The sequence below is a fragment of the Maribacter litoralis genome (assembly GCF_003075045.1).
Lineage (GTDB): Bacteria > Bacteroidota > Bacteroidia > Flavobacteriales > Flavobacteriaceae > Maribacter > Maribacter litoralis.
Genome location: NZ_QCZD01000001.1, coordinates 1604001 through 1622095 on the forward strand (window position 1 = coordinate 1604001; position 18095 = coordinate 1622095).

At 36.1% G+C, this 18095-nt stretch carries 17 protein-coding genes and 1 tRNA gene; 1 reads left to right on the forward strand and 17 read right to left on the reverse strand.

Annotated elements, in window-relative coordinates:
• Positions 1-12: 12 nt before the first annotated feature.
• From DCS95_RS07175 to DCS95_RS07205, 7 genes are all read right to left on the reverse strand, one after another.
• Positions 13-894: a PhzF family phenazine biosynthesis protein gene (locus DCS95_RS07175; protein ID WP_116770069.1), complete on the reverse strand. Its 882-nt coding sequence runs from the start codon at positions 892-894 to the stop codon at positions 13-15.
• Between the two features lie 47 nt (positions 895-941).
• Complete coding sequence (locus tag DCS95_RS07180; protein ID WP_116770070.1) at positions 942-2441, reverse strand: serine hydrolase domain-containing protein; 1500 nt, start codon at positions 2439-2441, stop codon at positions 942-944.
• A gap of 57 nt (positions 2442-2498) precedes the next feature.
• Positions 2499-2927, reverse strand: coding sequence for a hypothetical protein (locus DCS95_RS07185; protein ID WP_116770071.1), 429 nt, complete (start codon positions 2925-2927; stop codon positions 2499-2501).
• A 103-nt stretch (positions 2928-3030) separates the two neighbouring features.
• Complete coding sequence (locus DCS95_RS07190; protein ID WP_116770072.1) at positions 3031-4017, reverse strand: alpha/beta fold hydrolase; 987 nt, start codon at positions 4015-4017, stop codon at positions 3031-3033.
• A 30-nt stretch (positions 4018-4047) separates the two neighbouring features.
• A complete protein-coding gene (locus tag DCS95_RS07195) occupies positions 4048-4602 on the reverse strand; it encodes a carboxymuconolactone decarboxylase family protein (RefSeq protein WP_116770073.1) in 555 nt (184 codons plus the stop codon).
• A 226-nt stretch (positions 4603-4828) separates the two neighbouring features.
• Positions 4829-5242: a nuclear transport factor 2 family protein gene (locus tag DCS95_RS07200; RefSeq protein ID WP_116770074.1), complete on the reverse strand. Its 414-nt coding sequence runs from the start codon at positions 5240-5242 to the stop codon at positions 4829-4831.
• Between the two features lie 38 nt (positions 5243-5280).
• Positions 5281-5841 (reverse strand): TetR/AcrR family transcriptional regulator, encoded by a 561-nt coding sequence (locus DCS95_RS07205; protein ID WP_116770075.1) that lies wholly within the window; start codon positions 5839-5841, stop codon positions 5281-5283.
• A gap of 481 nt (positions 5842-6322) precedes the next feature.
• On the opposite strand from DCS95_RS07205, the gene DCS95_RS20410 reads away from it, so the two are divergent.
• Positions 6323-6757 carry a hypothetical protein gene (locus DCS95_RS20410; RefSeq protein ID WP_208630737.1) on the forward strand — a complete coding sequence of 145 codons (435 nt, stop codon included), beginning with the start codon at positions 6323-6325 and terminating at the stop codon, positions 6755-6757.
• A gap of 478 nt (positions 6758-7235) precedes the next feature.
• Here the strand turns inward: DCS95_RS20410 and DCS95_RS07215 are convergent.
• The 10 genes from DCS95_RS07215 to mraY all read right to left on the reverse strand — a co-directional run bounded on the left by DCS95_RS07215 (position 7236) and on the right by mraY (position 18089).
• Positions 7236-7309: transfer RNA gene (locus DCS95_RS07215), tRNA-Arg, on the reverse strand.
• A gap of 47 nt (positions 7310-7356) precedes the next feature.
• Positions 7357-7800, reverse strand: coding sequence for a GatB/YqeY domain-containing protein (locus DCS95_RS07220; RefSeq protein ID WP_058106033.1), 444 nt, complete (start codon positions 7798-7800; stop codon positions 7357-7359).
• 89 nt (positions 7801-7889) lie between these two features.
• Complete coding sequence (ftsZ, locus tag DCS95_RS07225; RefSeq protein WP_116770076.1) at positions 7890-9803, reverse strand: cell division protein FtsZ; 1914 nt, start codon at positions 9801-9803, stop codon at positions 7890-7892.
• A gap of 43 nt (positions 9804-9846) precedes the next feature.
• Positions 9847-11178 carry a cell division protein FtsA gene (gene ftsA / locus DCS95_RS07230; protein WP_116770077.1) on the reverse strand — a complete coding sequence of 444 codons (1332 nt, stop codon included), beginning with the start codon at positions 11176-11178 and terminating at the stop codon, positions 9847-9849.
• Positions 11179-11183: 5 nt separating this feature from the next.
• Entirely contained in the window at positions 11184-11891 is a 708-nt protein-coding gene (locus tag DCS95_RS07235; protein ID WP_317164566.1) for a cell division protein FtsQ/DivIB, read from the reverse strand.
• A gap of 1 nt (position 11892) precedes the next feature.
• Entirely contained in the window at positions 11893-13248 is a 1356-nt protein-coding gene (gene murC / locus DCS95_RS07240; RefSeq protein WP_116770079.1) for a UDP-N-acetylmuramate--L-alanine ligase, read from the reverse strand.
• 1 nt (position 13249) lies between these two features.
• Positions 13250-14338, reverse strand: coding sequence for an undecaprenyldiphospho-muramoylpentapeptide beta-N-acetylglucosaminyltransferase (murG, locus tag DCS95_RS07245; protein WP_116770080.1), 1089 nt, complete (start codon positions 14336-14338; stop codon positions 13250-13252).
• Complete coding sequence (locus tag DCS95_RS07250) at positions 14325-15533, reverse strand: FtsW/RodA/SpoVE family cell cycle protein (RefSeq protein WP_116770081.1); 1209 nt, start codon at positions 15531-15533, stop codon at positions 14325-14327. Before DCS95_RS07250 ends, murG begins: the two co-directional genes overlap by 14 nt.
• 1 nt (position 15534) lies before the next feature.
• Positions 15535-16869, reverse strand: a complete 1335-nt coding sequence (gene murD, locus DCS95_RS07255) for a UDP-N-acetylmuramoyl-L-alanine--D-glutamate ligase (protein ID WP_116770082.1) — start codon at positions 16867-16869, stop codon at positions 15535-15537.
• Positions 16869-18089, reverse strand: a complete 1221-nt coding sequence (gene mraY / locus DCS95_RS07260; RefSeq protein WP_116770083.1) for a phospho-N-acetylmuramoyl-pentapeptide-transferase — start codon at positions 18087-18089, stop codon at positions 16869-16871. Before mraY ends, murD begins: the two co-directional genes overlap by 1 nt.
• Positions 18090-18095 lie beyond the last annotated feature (6 nt).

Consider the following 18095-nt stretch of genomic DNA (forward strand, 5'->3'; position numbering starts at 1 on the left):
ATTAGAAATCTACTAAATTTCAAATTTCATTTCAGATTTAACAATTCCTTTTCCTCCGGCCATTAAGCCTGTAATGATATTATTATCCCTAGTCTCTATATCAACATAAATCAAACTTGGAGAAGGTGGATTCATAAATTGGCCTTGTTGTATCAAAAATCGTTTTTTTTTGATTTTCAATTTATCAAAGATGTAACACGCCAATGGCCCAGCAGCCATACCAGTACCAGCCTCTTCAGTAATCCCGTATCTAGGACCAAACATTCTCGCACTAGCATCTCTTGTTGATGATTTCATATTTGGTGTAAATACATAATATCCAATTAGGTCATATTTTTCACTTATTTCATTAATCAAATCAAAATTCGGTTTTATGTACTTTAAAACTTTAGGACTCTTAACTGGTACTATAATGAATGAATTTCCGGTATTTACTATTTCTATTGGTGAATTTGGTAACAGGTCTGATTTCTCTAAATTTAGTGACTTAAGAATTAAACCTTGATCATCATTTATGCTTTGAAATTTTGGTGATTTTTGTTGCATAAATGCAAGTTCACCATCAAATTTTATTGCTCTGCTTCCATCAATAGTCTCCTTTGAAGACGTAGACCCTGTAACATATGCATTTTGCTTTAAATAAGAGAAAGTTGCCACCGTAGCATGTCCACAATGAGCGATTTGCTTAATTGGAGTAAAAAAATCTAATTTAAAATCTGCACTAGTTGATTTTGACACGAATGCTGTTTCTGATAATCCAACTTTTTTAGCAATCTTTAGCTTATCCTCAATTGTCAACTTATCCGAATTTAAAACTAAGCCAGCAGGATTACCACCATTATCATTATCAACGAAAGCATTTATAATTTGAACTTTTATATTTTTATCTTTCATGGTATTTATATTTAATGTTATTAAGTAGTGTGATTTTTATTACTAAATCAACTCACACTCTTTTTATATGTAAGTCCGTTTATAAATACAGACCCCTTATCAGTCTTGAAGCCTATTTTCAAAGGACCCAAAAAACTAAAATAATTGTCTCCAGCTATTTTATAGATCTTACCTTCTAACACCCCTATTTTGATATAATAGAATCGTTCTTTCCTAAAAATTCTAATTGATGGTAATTCTATAGATGTTTTATAGACTCCCAACATTCTATCATTTTCTAGACACGGTTTTAATAAATCCGTACTTTGTGGATATACTATATTTGAATTATTTTCTAATTCCTCTCTAAAAATTTCATTTTCAAAATCGAAACGTGTCTGGGCTGAAGATAATACCAATTTATTATAAGCATAGTTTGCCATCAAATGTGGTAAAAGGTAAGCTCTGCTATCAGTAGAAAGAGCAATCACACCAATTCTCTTCTCAGGCATGAATGAAATATGAAAACTGGTCCCACCAAATCCACCAAATCTTGTCAATATTTTATTATCGTAATATTTAGCTACATCCCAACCTAAACTATACCCAACTCTATCATAGGTGAAATATTTTTTGTCCTGTTTTACTATTAAATTGTGAAGTGCATCCCACGATTCACTACTCATCAATTTATTATCTCTTCTAATGTTTACACTTAACCATTTTGATAAATCATTAACTGTTGAAATTATGCCGCCTGAGGCGTGCATTGTAATATCTTTTTTATAGAAACCACTTTCAACAATTTCTCCATCTCCAGAAGTAATTAATGATGGAATAATTAATGAAGTGTTATAATCAGAAACCTTAGTACTTGTGTTTGTCATTTCTAAGGGTTGAAATATATTGGCACTTAATTCTTGTTTCCAAGAAGTATTCATTTTTTCATCGATGGCCATCGATGCGATTATCGGACCAATATTTGAGTATTTGTAATTAGATGAGGTATTATAAACAACATAATTGTTTAAGTTTTCTATAAGCTCTGAATTATTGCCTGAATAGCCTACATATGCGGTCTTCCAATTTAGTAAATCACAAGATATACCATGCGTATGTGTCAAAAGCTTGGTTACAGTTATTTCACTAATATCAATTTCGTCATTAAAATCAAGTTCTGGTATGAAAGAAGCTATTGGCTTATTTAAATCAAAATCAGTACTTTCTTCTAACATCTTTAGCAAAGTACCAGTAAATGACTTGGTATGTGATGCTATGTAAAATGGAGAGTCATTGTTGACTACATTTTCATGGGATAAACTTTCTTTGTTATTGGTATAAGAATAGACTAACCCTTCTTCATTTACTATTGCAAATATAAAGTCTCCTTTGAAATTGTTATGCTTGTAAACTTTATTGATTTGTTTTTCAAAATTTTGACTAAAAGTTTGAAAATTTTCTTTAGACTCTTTTTTTACTTCAGTAAACGACTTACAACTAGTAAAAATTAAAGCTACTACAAAAACATGTAGAATCTTGATTTGATAATTGATAATTGATTTTGACATAGCTTTAATTTTAGTGTTTATTAGAAACTCGTTTTCTATTTACTTTAATTTATACCCTTATTTAACTTTGAGAACGGATTTATAGTCATACTGAATAAATAATATTAAAGGAATAGCATAAACTAAATGACGTAATAAAGTAATTACCGGCATCATCGGTGACATCTCCATTCCTGCTACTCCTGCACCTAATAGTGGGAGCATAAAAAGCCATACCAAGGCAATAGTTTCAGCTACTACAAATAGGATTGGCGTAAACCATTTTGGTCCCCAAAGCGAAGGTGCTATCCCTGCAAATAATATGGCGAGTAATATTCCGTTCCCATAATGACCAAGCACTCCATATGTTAGGCCTAATCCTGTCTTAGCTCCTAATATCCCAGGAATATCCCACCAATTACCAGTTAATAATAATCCAATTAAGTCAAATAGAACTGTTCCTAAGAAACCTGCTATTACTGCGTTTTTCCAATTTATTGTTTTCATATTTATATATATATTAATTACGATTTGTGATAGTCGGTTTGGCAACAATTATAACTAACGATTAACCAAACCGACCTGCTATTAATCAAACAACTATCACAAATTATTTGATGTTATTTTTCTTTAAAAAACTTAAAATACGGCTGGCTATTTCATCCCCTTTTTCTTCCAAAGCAAAATGACCTGTATCCAATAAATGGAAGTCTAAATTTTTAAGATCTCTTTTATATGGATAAGCGCCATCAGCTGGAAATATATAGTCGTTTTTCCCCCAAACAATTAGTGTTGGTGGTTGGTGCTCTCTAAAATATTGTTGCCATTTAGGATATAATGGAACATTTGTTCTATAGCTATAAAACATAGCTAATTGTATTTCATTGTTTTCTGGTCTGGTAAGATGTTGCAAATCTATACTCCAATTATCAGGACTAATTTTTGACACATCTTGAACGCCATGCGTATATTGCCATTTTAATCCTTCTGGTGAATGAAACCCTTCCAGAGGCTTCCCATTTTCAATGGTATAATCATTCCAGTATTTTTTAATAGGAATCCAGAAATCTTTTAATCCTTCATCATAGGCATTACCATTTTGAATTATTAAAGATTCTACTCTTTTTGGATATTTAGACGCAATTCTAAACCCAATAGGAGCGCCATAATCCATCAGATAAATACTGTACTTCTTTACCTTTAACTTTTTTAAGAAACCTTCAACAATGTTAGCCATATTATCGAAAGAATATTCAAAGTCTTTCATTAAAGGCTGATCACTTCTACCAAACCCAGGATAATCGGGTGCTAAAACATGATAACGGACAGACAAGTCTGTTATTAAATTTCGAAACATATGAGAAGACGTCGGATAACCATGTAATAATAAAATTGTTGGTTTGTTTGTGTCCCCTGCTTCACGATAAAAAATGTTCAAGCCATTAACTTTTACCGTTTTATGAAGTGTCGCCGGAGCTACTTCTGTAACATTGACCAGTGTTTCGTCGTTTTCAGGGCTTTCAAAAGAAAATAACCCTAAGGATAATACAGTCACTGCTGCAATACCTACTACTGATTTTAAAATTCTTGCGTTCATTTTATATTTATTTAAAGTTTATTAATAATTTTAGATTTCTTGTAATTCGTTAATATTCTGAGCTTTCGGAAAATCAATTTCAAAACCTCCATTGTGATACACATTGTTTGTAATAATGGTTAGTGCAGTAATGGCAATTACTTCTGCAAAGGCAGCTCTATTGTAGCCTGCTTCAAAAAAACGTTCAATTGTCACTTTTTTTGGATGCCCTTTCATATTCACCAACTCACTTGTCAATGTTACTAAGGCATTCAATTTTGAATCGACAATGGAATTGTCTCTTAATTCAATTGTTTCTTCTTCAGTAAAGCCATTCATTTTTCCTAAAGCAGTATGTGCTGATAAACAGTACGCACAGTCATTTACTTGAGATGTTGCTAAAGCAACAGCTTCATACTCTTTACTAGAAAGCTCTCCACTTTTTAATGTTTCTGTAAAACTTAAAAAGCCTCCTAGTAATTTGTCAGATACGCCCATAGCGGCATAGAGGTTTGGCACCATGCCTATTTTGCCTTTTACAGCAGTAAAAATTACTTGCGTGTTTTCGTTTGCCTCTTCTAGGCCTAACGGTTTTAGTATTTTCATAATTATTTAATTTAAAAGGATTAATAATAAAATCCCGGTTATTATTGGTAGCGCAAGGAGTAAACCTATTACATCTAATGCTACTTTTGTGTTTTCGTTCAGTCTCATTTTCTTGATAATGAATTTAATTTTTGTAGCGACAGGTCCTTCCTATCTATAACGTCGTTTTCCGTTCCATATAGAACTATTTGATTCATTTGTTTTCATTTGAATTGATTTTTAATTGTTATTTAAATTTTCGTTCGTTTTCGTTGATATTGATATCGTTAGCGCTCATGTCTCTTAGTTGCATAAGGCCTTCTTTGTCAAATTCCCAGTGCTCATTACCATGAGTACGTTTCCATTGACCAGAAGTCGCATCTTGCCATTCGTACTCGAAGCGAACCGAAATCCTATTCTCTGTAAATGACCATAAATACTTTTTTAGCTTATAATGCAGTTCCTTATTCCACTTGTCAGTCAGAAATTCTACAATAGCTGCTCTTCCGACAAAAAACTTGTCTCTGTTTCTCCATTTTGAGTCTATGGTGTATGCCATGGAGACACGCTCTGGATTTTTGCTGTTCCAAGCATCTTCTGCTAATTGAACTTTTTGTTTTGCCGTTTCTATATTGAATGGTGGCGATAATACTTCCTTCATTATTGCACAGACAAGTCTGTCTTTTATAGTTAAAAAAATTATTCTAATAATTTATTACATGCTTTTGTAGCCGATTTTATTGGCCAATCATTTTTTTGGATCTGAGATAAAATAATGGCTCCCTCAATAAGTATCAATATTTGATCTCCCAAATCCTCAATATTATTTTCATCATATTGTCCTGTTTCTTTCAGCTTTCGCTTTACCCACAATCGAAGTTCATTTTTATGATACAGTGCTTGTGCTTTTATTTTATCATGACCACATGGTAAATCCGTTATAATATTTTGCCATCCACATCCCCTAAAATCTACCTCTGTAAGCCATTCAATTAAATAATTGAAACAGCCTAATATTTTATTCTTTAAGTTTTCAGATTTAGACGTACAAGCCTCCAATTTTCCCATCCACATCGTATGTCGTTCCGTCAAATAGGCCACAGCTATATCTTCTTTAGATTTAAAATGAGCATACAAACTTGCTTTAGCAACTCCGGCTTCCTCAATAATTTGATTAATCCCTGTTTGATTATAACCTTGATTATAAAATAATTCCGAAGCAGTTTCAATAACTCGTTCTCTAACTCCCTGTCTTTTCATACGACAAATATATATCTAATATTAAGAAATCATACAGACTTGTCTGTTTTTAACATTTTATTAGCATTTTTTTGTTTTAAACTAATTAGTATAACTGGATACACAAAGTACTCCTATCCTATTCACTGGTGTTTCAAGAAAAATGGTACAAATTCGGAAAAAATATTTTTATAATAAAATTATTGAAAAAATCTCTCCAAATGATCTTACCTTTTAAACTAAGGTTATGAAAATGTTCACTAAACAAAAAAGCATAAGTGCCATTGCACGGTAATAGAGTGAGTTTTGAAAACGATATCACTAAGGTAGCACTCAACTTCTAAGAACAAGTTCAGATATTTTCAAGCGTGAAAAAGTGGATATAGTTTGGGAGGTTGCTACTGTGAACCACAATACAATATTCTTTTTAATCAAAATTAGACTTTACTGAATTAATAAAATCCTCGTAAGTTATTTTTTTAAGTGTAGAACTATTTTGAATATGAAAAATAGCATTTCCAAAATCCAAATAAATTGGTTTTTCAGAGAAGTCCCAAGTTTTTCTTTTATACTTCCAATCTATTGCGGATTAATGGTAAACAAATTAATACCAGGAGAAGTAATTCAAGGGAACCACGAACCAATGATTACTCGTGAAATGTTCCCTAAGATTCACAGTCTTCTTAACTCGAGAGAAGAAGGCAGAAAATACAATCTTGATGATGAAAATCTACCCTTAAAAATGTTCGTCAAATCAACTGAATGTGGAACACCTTATACTGGATATGTGGTAAAGAAGAAAGGTTTGTATTATTACAAGAATAGAAGATCTGGAAGTAGAGAAAACAGAAGCGCAAAAAAGCTTCATAGTTCATTTATGACACTTTTAGAAAATTACACACTAAATGATGCAAAGTACATAGAACCTCTTAAATAGATTATCGAGAAGACTTTTATCGATTTGAACAAAGAGCAGATAGATGAAGCAAAGGTATTGAATACTAAAGCTGCAGAACTAGATATTAAACTAGATAGACTAGAAGAACGTTTCGTATTTGAAGAAATATCGAAGGTTCAATACGACAAATTCAAATCAAAACTTGAGTCCGAAAAGAACAAAATAACGGAGTTAGTTTCAAACTCAGCATTTAATAGTTCGAACCTTAAAAAATCGATTGACAAGGCTTTGAATTTTGCCTTGAATCTACCGTCATTGTGGCAATCTGGCAATATTGAAGTTAAACGCTCACTTCAATTTATGCTGTTTCCAGAAGGAATAGGGTATGACTTTAAAAACGACCGACTTCGAACTTTTAGAGTGAACTCAATTTTCAGTGCAATCGCCTCTATTTCAGATAAGTTAGGAGCAAATAAAAACGGGACTTTTCAAAATAATTTTGAAAAATCCCGTTTAGTGACCCCGGAGGGATTCAAACCCCCAACCCTCAGAGCCGAAATCTGATGCGCTATTCAGTTGCGCCACGAGGCCCATTATACATTTATAATTAGCAAAACTAAAATTCTGCTAATTCTATATTATGCCAATTTCTTCTTTACAATCGTAGAAATTAATTTACCATCTGCTTGACCGGCAAGTTCTTTTGAAACAATTCCCATAACCTTACCCATATCCTTCATTCCAGAAGCGCCAATAGCATCAATTGTCTGTACAACTACTTTCTCAACTTCTTCTTCAGAAAGTTGTTCTGGTAAAAATTGCTCAATTACAGCAATCTGTGCCAACTCAGGATCCGCAAGGTCTTGTCTACCCTGCTCTATAAAAATTGCAGCACTGTCCTTTCTCTGTTTTACCAGTTTCTGAACAATCTGTATTTCATCTTCTTCAGTTACTTCTGATCCGCCACTAGTACTCGCTACCAATAACGCAGATTTAATAGCTCTAAGCGATTCTAGCGCTACTGAATCCTTTGCTTTCATAGCTAATTTCAACTGCTCCATTACTCTTTGCTGTAAACCCATTTCTTCTATATTTTGGTCTGCGAAGATAAAAAATAAAACCCGAAAACTGACTTAGTTTTCGGGTTTAATACATTACTACAAATGCAGTGTTAGTCTACATTATCATGTAAAAAAGAGTTATTAGATCTTAATTGAATATTATCGTTACTATCTCCACTTAACGAGGTTCTAGAGATTTTTTTTTCGCGCGGACTATCCTCTAAATTAACACCTTGTCTTTGATAAGCAGGTTTTTTCTCATCATAACTTGTTGGTGCGTTGTTCTTGAACTTATAATTGAAATCCTTCAACTTACGTCTACGTTCATCAGCTCTTTCCCTCAATAATTCTTCAATAGGGGTATCTAAAGGATCCAACTCCTCTTCCGGTTGCACCTCTCTTCTTGGAGCTACCGTCTTTTTTTCAAAGACTAGCTCGTCCTCTACTACTTTTGGCTCAAATTCTTCAGCTTTGGATTTTGCCCCGGTAAGCTTACTTTCCAATTTCATATAGTCATCTAAACTATATCTTTTTTCCCCGTTCTTATTATACTCCAACACAGGAACAATTTCAATGCTATCATTGACATCAATATCCTTAACTTCATCATGAAGGTCAAACATGATTACGTTTTCCTTCTCCTCTTCCTCTCTCTTAGAATATTGAAAGTTGGTAGCAAATCTATCATCTTCATCCTCAACTTTTAATTCCTGTGGGTCCACAACTTCTATATCTCTCAATGAAGTTGGAGCGTCTACTATTACAAAGTCTTCTTCAGATACGTTCTCTGCCAACACTTCTTCGTAAAAAACATTAAAATTTCTGATGTAGTTCGTTGTAGGAATCAAATCAAAATCATCTTCCTCAACGAACTCATACTTTTTTACGGGTTTGACTTCTTTTACCTCCTCTTCCTCATCGTCCATCTCTAAAGTATGAACTGTTTTTTGGTTAGATAACAACATTGCCTCTGCACGTTGGCCGTCTTCTAACGTATGAATAATTTTCTTTGATTCTGTATTTACAATATCATCTTGCTGTTCAATGTTAAACCCCGTTGCAATTACGGTTACAGCTATAGCTTCTCCTAAGCTTTCATCTTCACCTACACCCATAATAATGTTTGCTCCGTAGCCAGCTTCTATTTGAATATGATCGTTGATTTCACCAATCTCATCAATAGTAATTTCCTGTGCACCGGAAACGATCAATAACAATACATTCTTAGCTCCTTGGATCTTATTATCGTTCAATAACGGTGAATCCAATGCTTTCATAATAGCTTCATTAGCTCTTGCAGAACCAGATGAAATTGCCGATCCCATGATTGCGGTACCACTATTGGACAATACCGTTTTAGCATCACGTAAATCTATGTTTTGAGTGTAGTGATGTGTAATAACCTCTGCTATACCTCTAGCTGCAGTTGCCAATACTTCATCAGCTTTTGAGAACCCGGCCTTAAAACCTAGGTTACCATACACTTCCCTTAATTTGTTATTGTTAATTACGATTAGCGAATCTACATTTTTACGTAATTTTTCAATACCCAATTGTGCCTGTTCAACTCGCATTTTACCTTCGAATTGAAACGGCATTGTAACGATACCTACAGTAAGAACATCCATTTCCTTTGCAAACTTGGCAATTACGGGAGCAGCACCAGTTCCTGTTCCCCCGCCCATACCGGCAGTAATGAAAATCATCTTTGTTGTAGCATCCAACATAGTTTTGATATCTTCCATGCTTTCCATGGCAGCTTGTTCACCTACTTCAGGGTTGGCACCAGCACCCAAACCTTCTGTCAATGATACACCTAACTGTATTTTGTTAGGCACCGGACTATTATCCAAGGCCTGTGAATCAGTATTACAGATTACAAAATCAACTCCGTTGATACCTGCCTGGAACATATGGTTTATGGCATTACTACCACCGCCACCTACACCAATGACTTTTATAACGTTGCTTTGATTCTTTGGTAGATCAAAGGAGATATTATCAAATTCGCTGTTCTTACTCATATTCTAATTATTACTGGTTATGTATTCTCTAATGCTAAACTTATTACTCTGCGTTATCCAAAAATTCTTTCAACTTTTCAGACCACTTATCAAAAACAGATTTACGCTCCTTGTGTATGCTTGGGCGCGCAACGGTTTCGGCATTGCGTTCTGCATATACCAATTCTTCTTCCTGCTCTTGTACGATTTCTTCTTGTGTTAATTTCAACTTCTCTTGGTTTTTAATGGCATTCATTAAAAGACCAACAGCGGTTGCGTATAGGGGACTAGCAACTTCTTCGTCAGAATCACCCGCTAGATGTTCGTTAGGGTACCCAATACGAGTATCCATACCTGTTATATATTCTACCAACTGCTTTAAATGCTTTAACTGGCTTCCACCACCTGTAAGCACTATACCGGCAATTAATTTTTTCTTTTGCTCTTCGTGACCGTAGTTTTTGATCTCTACGTACACCTGCTCAATAATTTCAACCACACGCGCGTGAATGATCTTAGACAGGTTCTTCAAAGAAATTTCCTTTGGCTCTCTACCACGTAAACCTGGTATAGAAACAATTTCATTGTCCCTGTTCTCACCTGGCCAAGCTGAACCAAATCTTGTTTTCAATAATTCGGCCTGCTTCTCTATAATTGAACAACCTTCTTTTATATCTTCGGTAATGACACCACCACCAAATGGTATTACAGCCGTATGTCTAATAATGCCATCTTTGAAAATTGCCAAATCTGTTGTACCGCCACCTATATCGATCAGTGCTACACCTGCTTCTTTTTCTTCTTGACTCAATACCGCATCAGATGATGCCAATGGCTCTAGCGTAATGTTTCCTAGATCTAAACCGGCACTCTTAATGCAACGACCAACGTTTTTGATGGAAACTACTTGACCGACCACTACATGAAAATTAGCCTCTAATCTACCACCGTACATACCAATAGGCTCACGAATTTCCGCTTGTCCATCTACTTTATACTCTTGTGGCAATACATGAATAATCTCCTCGCCCGGTAGCATAATCAATTTGTGCACTTGATTACATAGTGTGTCAACATCTTCTTCGCCGATTACCTCCTCAGAATCTTTTCTGGTAATGTAATCGCTGTGCTGTAAACTTCTTATGTGCTGCCCGGCAATACCAACGACAACAGACCCAATTTTAAGTCCAGAATTAGCCTCTGCTTCTTCAACTGCTTGCTGAATAGATTTTATAGTCTGGGTAATGTTATTTACCACACCTCTGTGTACACCTAAACTTTTGGACTTACCTATACCCAAAATCTCAATTTTACCATATTCGTTTTGCTTACCGATTATGGCAACGATTTTCGTTGTTCCTATGTCTAACCCGACTGAATATTTAGTTTGTTCCATTTTAATTATATTTTAGTGCACACCACCTGGTTATTGAATTCTAAACTTACTACCGCATAATCCTCCAAGGTTTCATCCTTGTTCGCTTTGGCATAAAATGCCTTGAAATTGCTGAACTTGGCCTCTAAATCTTCAATACCGCCTATGTTTACAACAAAATTATTAAGCCTTAACCGCAATTGATATTCGCTATCATCTTGAATATGAATACCTATTACCGATTTTCGAAAAAAATCGTCCTTATTTATGTGTTCCAATATGACATAGACATCCTCAAGGCTTTTACCACTGATATTGCCTGTTATAATGGGGACTCTAGCTGAATGATTTTTGGAAAGTGGCATTCTCTTTCCTTCATCATCTAAATAGAACTTTTTATCCCCTTCTATGCGCCCGATTGGTTTCCGTTGAACTATTTTCGACGTAAGCTCGCCATCTATTGTAAGATAGACCTGTGCACTTTTCACCATTTCATTGGCCTCAAGGGCCTTTTCTACAGTATTCAAAACTATATTTTCTTTAGGCACATTTTTGAGACCTCCGCAATTTTGTATTAACAATTTATTAACCGTCCCTTCTGTGAGGTACAAATTTTGATCGCCAATGAATTCTACCCTCATACCGGTCACCTGTTTTGAGCTATTTCTTTCATTAGAAAAAGCATACAGCCCAGTGATTACCAGTAGTAACGCCGCTAATTTTATTATGCTCAAATTAACCCGCATATGACATTTCTTTTTTTATTTTCACTACTTCCAAGCCTATATCTCCGGCTCCCATTGTTATTAATATTTCTGGATTTTGGTTTTTAATCTCAGATAGTATTTGCTCCTTTGAAATTAATTTTCTATTACCGTTTGTCATTTTGCCCAACAACCATTCTGAATCTACTCCCGTAATAGGCTCTTCCCTAGCCGGGTATATATCTAACAACAGCACATTTTCAAAACGAGATAAACTTTTTGCAAACTCGTTCGCAAAATCACGTGTTCTTGAAAACAGGTGCGGTTGAAAAATGGCCAATACTTTTTTATTGGGATGCATTTCCGATACGGCTTCATAAACCGCATTGATCTCTGTAGGATGATGCGCATAATCGTCAATATAAATGAAATCATCATTTTTGATCTGATATGAGAATCTTCTTTGTACTCCCTTAAAGGTAGACAGTGCCTGTGCAAGGCGATGCGCCGGGGGACCTGCTTGCATCGCCATCGCAAAAGCCACTAAACCATTGAGCAGATTATGCCTTCCTGGCTTGTTAAATTCAACCCCTTCTAGTTTGAGGTCGGGGGTCTCCAAATCGAATATGTAGGTGCCATGTTCTATTTTTATGTTCCGGATGCAATAATCCGAATCGTCTTCTATACCATAGGTCAACCCTTTTAAAGGCAACCCGTTACGCACAAATAAGGTGCCGCCCGGCTTCAACCGCTCGGTAAAATCCTTAAATGTTTTTTCCAGCTCCTGGGCATCTCCATAAATATCCAAATGATCTGCATCCATAGAGGTCACACAGGCTACATTTGGTGTTAATTGCATAAATGAACGATCAAATTCATCTGCCTCAACAACAGAATATTCCGTTCCTTCCAACAAGAAATTACTATTGAAATCTTCTGATATGCCACCTAAGAAAGCGGTTATTTTTACACCTGTTTCTTTTAACAAATGCGCCAGAATACTAGAGGTGGTCGTTTTACCATGTGTACCTGCAACTGCCAAACAAAAAGAATCTTTGGTAATTAGACCCAATACTTCTGATCGTTTTTTAATGGTAAATCCATTCTGTAAAAAGAACTGATATTCCGTATGGTTTGATGATACCGCAGGCGTATACACCACCAAGGTATGTTCCGGGTCATTCTTATACACTTCTGCCACTAGATCAACACTGTCCTTATAGTGAATATCCATACCGGAAGCTGCCAGTTCTTGGGTCAACGGACTCTCGGTCTTATCGTATCCGGCAACCGTTTTATCTATGAACGCAAAATAACGGGCCAAAGCAGACATACCAATGCCTCCTATGCCAATAAAATACACTCTATGTATTTGCGCTACGTTCATTTTATTGTATTAATTTTTCTATCTCATCACAAATATCAGTCGTAGCATTCGGTAATGCCAATGCTTTGATATTCTTTGATAGTTCTTGTTGCTTTTCAGATGAATTAAAGACCGATTCAAATTCTGACTTAAATTGCTCATCAAGCTCTTTTTCCCTGATCATTACTGCCGCATGCTGTTTTACCAATGCCAATGCATTCATGGTCTGATGATCTTCTGCCACCACCGGTGACGGTATAAAAAATGTAGGCTTTCCTACCAAACACAGTTCTGACACCGCACCTGCACCTGCCCTTGAAATAATGAAATCTGCCGCTACATAGGCTTTATCCATAGAATTCAAAAAGGCATGTACCTTTATGTTTTCTGACTGATGGACTTTATACGTCTCATAATACCCTTTACCACATTGCCATATTACCTGTAAGCCCAATGCTTCAAAATATTCTAAATGATCCGCAATTAGCTGATTAATGCGTCTGGCACCTAAACTGCCACCCAACACCAACAAGACTTTTTTAGCGGCACTCAATTCAAAATAGCTTAATGCTTCTTCTTTGGAGGCTTTTAACTCCACCAAATCTGACCGAACAGGGTTACCTGTCAATACTATTTTATCCTTTGGAAAAAACTTCTCCATACCTTCATAGGCTACACAGATTCTTTCCACCTTATCCTTCAATAGTTTATTTGTAATACCCGCAAAAGAATTCTGTTCTTGTAAAACACAAGGAATCCTTTTTGTGGTTGCCATTTTTAACAACGGACCACTAGCAAAACCACCCGTGCCAATTACGGCATGTGGTTTAAACTTCGATACGATGCTATTTGCTCTCATTAAACTACTTATCAATTTTATTGGAAAAAGCAGATTTTTAAGGGTCAGTTTGCGCTGAATTCCCGTAATCCACAATCCCTCTATTTTGTACCCTGCTTGTGGCACTTTTTCCATTTCCATTCTATCCTTTGCCCCAACGAACAAAAACTCTGCATCAGGATATCTCCTTTTCAATTCGTTCGCTATAGCTATCGCCGGATAAATATGTCCGCCAGTACCTCCTCCCGACAAAATAAACTTATAACTGCCCACTTAATATCTCTAAAGGGTTAGTCTCGTCCATATCTACATCGTTGCCAGAAGCACTTTCCTGAACTATACTTTTATTACTCGCACTCAAAATGATCCCTATAGCCAAACAGGTCATCCAACTTGAGGTACCACCACTACTGATCAGTGGTAAATTCTGCCCCGTTACCGGAAACAATTCTACCGCTACCGCCATATTTATCAATGCCTGAAATACTATTGGCAGCCCTACTCCTAATACCAACAACTTACTGAATATGGTAGCACAACCGTTGGCAACCACTACTATTCTAAATAACAAGAACATGTAAAAAAGCATTAAAATGAATCCGCCTACCAGGCCATATTCTTCTACAATAATTGCATAGATAAAATCTGATGAACTCTGTGGCAAGAAGTTCTTCTGCACACTTTTTCCCGCTCCTTTACCTACAATACCTCCTGTTGCAATGGCTATTTTTGCACGTTCTATCTGATAGTTTCCTTCAGTATCTTCAGCATTAGAGAAACTATCAATACGGCTCATCCAAGTATCTACCCTATTCGGGAATAAATCTGGAAAAGCTTTTGCCGTTAATATGAATATGGACAAAAACAGTATTCCCGTACCAACGATCCCCAATAGGTATTTCATAGGATAACCACCTAAAAAGCATAATACCATTACCATGGAGAAAACTATCGCCGCGGTTGAAAAGTTAGCTGGTAATATTAATGCCACTACCAAGAAAACAGGTAACCATAATGGGAGAATACTTTCTTTAAAGGTTATTTTAATATCCCTAACTTTTGAAAAATAGCGCGCTACATAAATCATCAACACTACCGCTGCCAAATTAGAGGGCTGAAAACCGAAACCTACCAAAGGCAAACGGATCCAACGACTATCATTGGTACCACCACTAGAAGTACCTTGTGCCAAAACAAATATGAGCAACACCAAAACAATGGGTAGGGCGATCATAGAAAGACCTTTAAAGAAATGCGTAGGTATTTTATGCACACCGTAAATAATTCCAAAACCTAAAAACAACAGTATGGCATGTTTCACCAAGTGACCCACAGGCGTACCGTTACCCACTACATACACCAAATTACTACTGGCGCTATATACAGGTAAAAACGAGAATAGGGCCAAGAGTGCCGCAATGGCCCAAATGGCTTTATCTCCTTTTATATTTTGAAATATATTCAACAACTTATAGGTTTTTTACACAGTTTTTAAATTGATCTCCGCGATCTTCATAGTTTTTAAACAGATCAAAACTTGCACAAGCCGGCGACAACAATACCGTATCACCACGTTCTGCAATTTTATAGGCTACTTTTACGGCCTCTTCCATAGCATACGTTTCAACCAATAAGTCTACGGCTTTACCAAATACATGCTTGATCTTTTCATTATTCTCGCCCAAGCAAATAATTGCCTTTACTTTTTCTCGTACCAAAGGCATTAGTTCCATATACTCATTTCCTTTGTCCACCCCACCTACAATCCACACAGTAGGTGATTTCATACTATCTAATGCGTAATAGGCAGCATTTACATTTGTTGCCTTTGAGTCGTTTATATACTCCACATGATGTATTTTCAACACCTTTTCCAAACGGTGGGGAGCCCCTTGAAAATTAGAAACACAGGCTCTTATGGTCTCTTTGCGTATACCAACCAATTTTGCAATTGTTGCCGCTGCCATTGTGTTCTTTACATTGTGCTGACCTTCTAAGGCCAAAGTGTTCTTCGTCATGCTAATAGTGTCTGTTGTTGTTTTTATTATTATCTCGTTTTGTTCTATAAATGCGCCTTGCTCAAATACTTTATTCAATGAAAAGGGCATTAATTTTGATTTGACAGGGTGCTTGCTCAGCCAATCCACCAAAACCGAATCATCTGCGTCATAAATCAAATAATCGTTTTCGTCTTGGTTTTCTGCAATTCTGAACTTTGATGCTATATAGTTTTCAAACTCATACTCATACCGATCTAAATGATCTGGTGTAATATTCGTAATCACGGCAATGTGTGGTTTAAAATCTTTAATGCCGTCTAATTGAAAACTGCTGATTTCAAGTACGTAATACTCAAAATCGTTCTCCGCAACCATTTTCGCATAACTATCGCCAATATTACCTGCCATACCCACTTTTAAATCGGCTGCAGCCAATATGTGGTTCGTGAGCATGGTAGTCGTTGTTTTACCGTTGCTTCCCGTTATACCAATGATTTTTGCATCTGTATACTTTGTTGCAAATTCTATCTCTGATATCACCGGAACGCCCATCTCCACCAACTGTTTTACCAAGGGTACTTTATCCGGAATACCCGGACTCTTCATTACCAAATCGGCTTTTAGTATGCGGTCTTCAGAATGCTGTTCTTCTTCCCAATCAATCTCAAAATGTTCAAGAACGTTTTTATACTTCTCTTTTATTTTTCCTTTATCCGATACAAATACATCGTATCCTTTCTTTAATCCTAAAATGGCCGTACCTACTCCACTTTCTCCTCCTCCAAGTACTACTAGCAGTGCCATTATCTAATTTTTAAGGTCACTATGGTCACAATGGCCAATAAAATGCCCACGATCCAAAAACGGGTTACGATCTTACTCTCGTGATATCCTTTTTTCTGATAGTGATGATGTAAGGGAGACATTAAAAAAATGCGTCTACCTTCACCAAGTTTCTTTTTTGTGTACTTAAAATATCCTACTTGCATCATCACGGAAAGTGATTCGGCAAAGAAGATTCCGCACAACACGGGAATCAATAATTCTTTACGTACTATAATCGCGATTACGGCAATTACCCCACCAATGGTCAAACTACCCGTATCGCCCATGAATACTTGTGCCGGAAAGGCGTTATACCATAAAAATCCGATCAATGCACCAACAAAAGCAGTAATGAAAATCAATAGTTCTCCTACTCTTGGTATGTACATGATATCCAAGTAATCAGAGAAAATAATATTACCCGATACCAGCGCAAAAATACCCAGCGTAAATACGATAATAGCCGAAGTACCCGCAGCGAGACCATCTATACCATCAGTTAAATTAGCTCCATTAGATACTGCCGTAACTATTAATATGATTATCGGTATAAACAACAACCAAGCATACTCCTTTGCACTTTCGCCTGCCCAAGAAATTAAACTACCGTAGTCAAACTCGTTATTTTTAAAGAACGGTACTGTTGTCATGGTCGATTTGATTTCCTCTCCCTTAACTTGCTCTACCGTGTATTCTTGCGTAATTATTGTTTTATCATGATCACGCATGGTCACTTCTGGATGAAAGTATAGTACCGCACCAACTATAAGCCCCAATGTTACCTGACCCAAAACCTTGAACCTACCTTTTAAACCTTCTTTGTTCTTTTTAAATACTTTGATGTAATCATCTAAAAAGCCAATTGCCCCCATCCAAAGCATGGTGAAAATCAATAGTATTATGTAGATATTTTCCAATCTTGCAAATAACAGTACTGGGATTAGGGTAGACATAATAATGATCAATCCGCCCATTGTCGGGGTACCCGCTTTTTGCTTTTGACCGTCAAGACCTAAATCTCGAATGGTCTCGCCCACCTGTTGTTTTTGCAAAAACAGAATAACACGCTTACCGTATACTGTTGCAATCATCAACGAAAAAAGAATAGCCATTGCAGCACGAAACGTACTAAACTGAAACAGCGTAGCACCGGGCAACTGGTATTGTTTTTCTAAATATTCAAACAGGTAGGTTAACATATATTC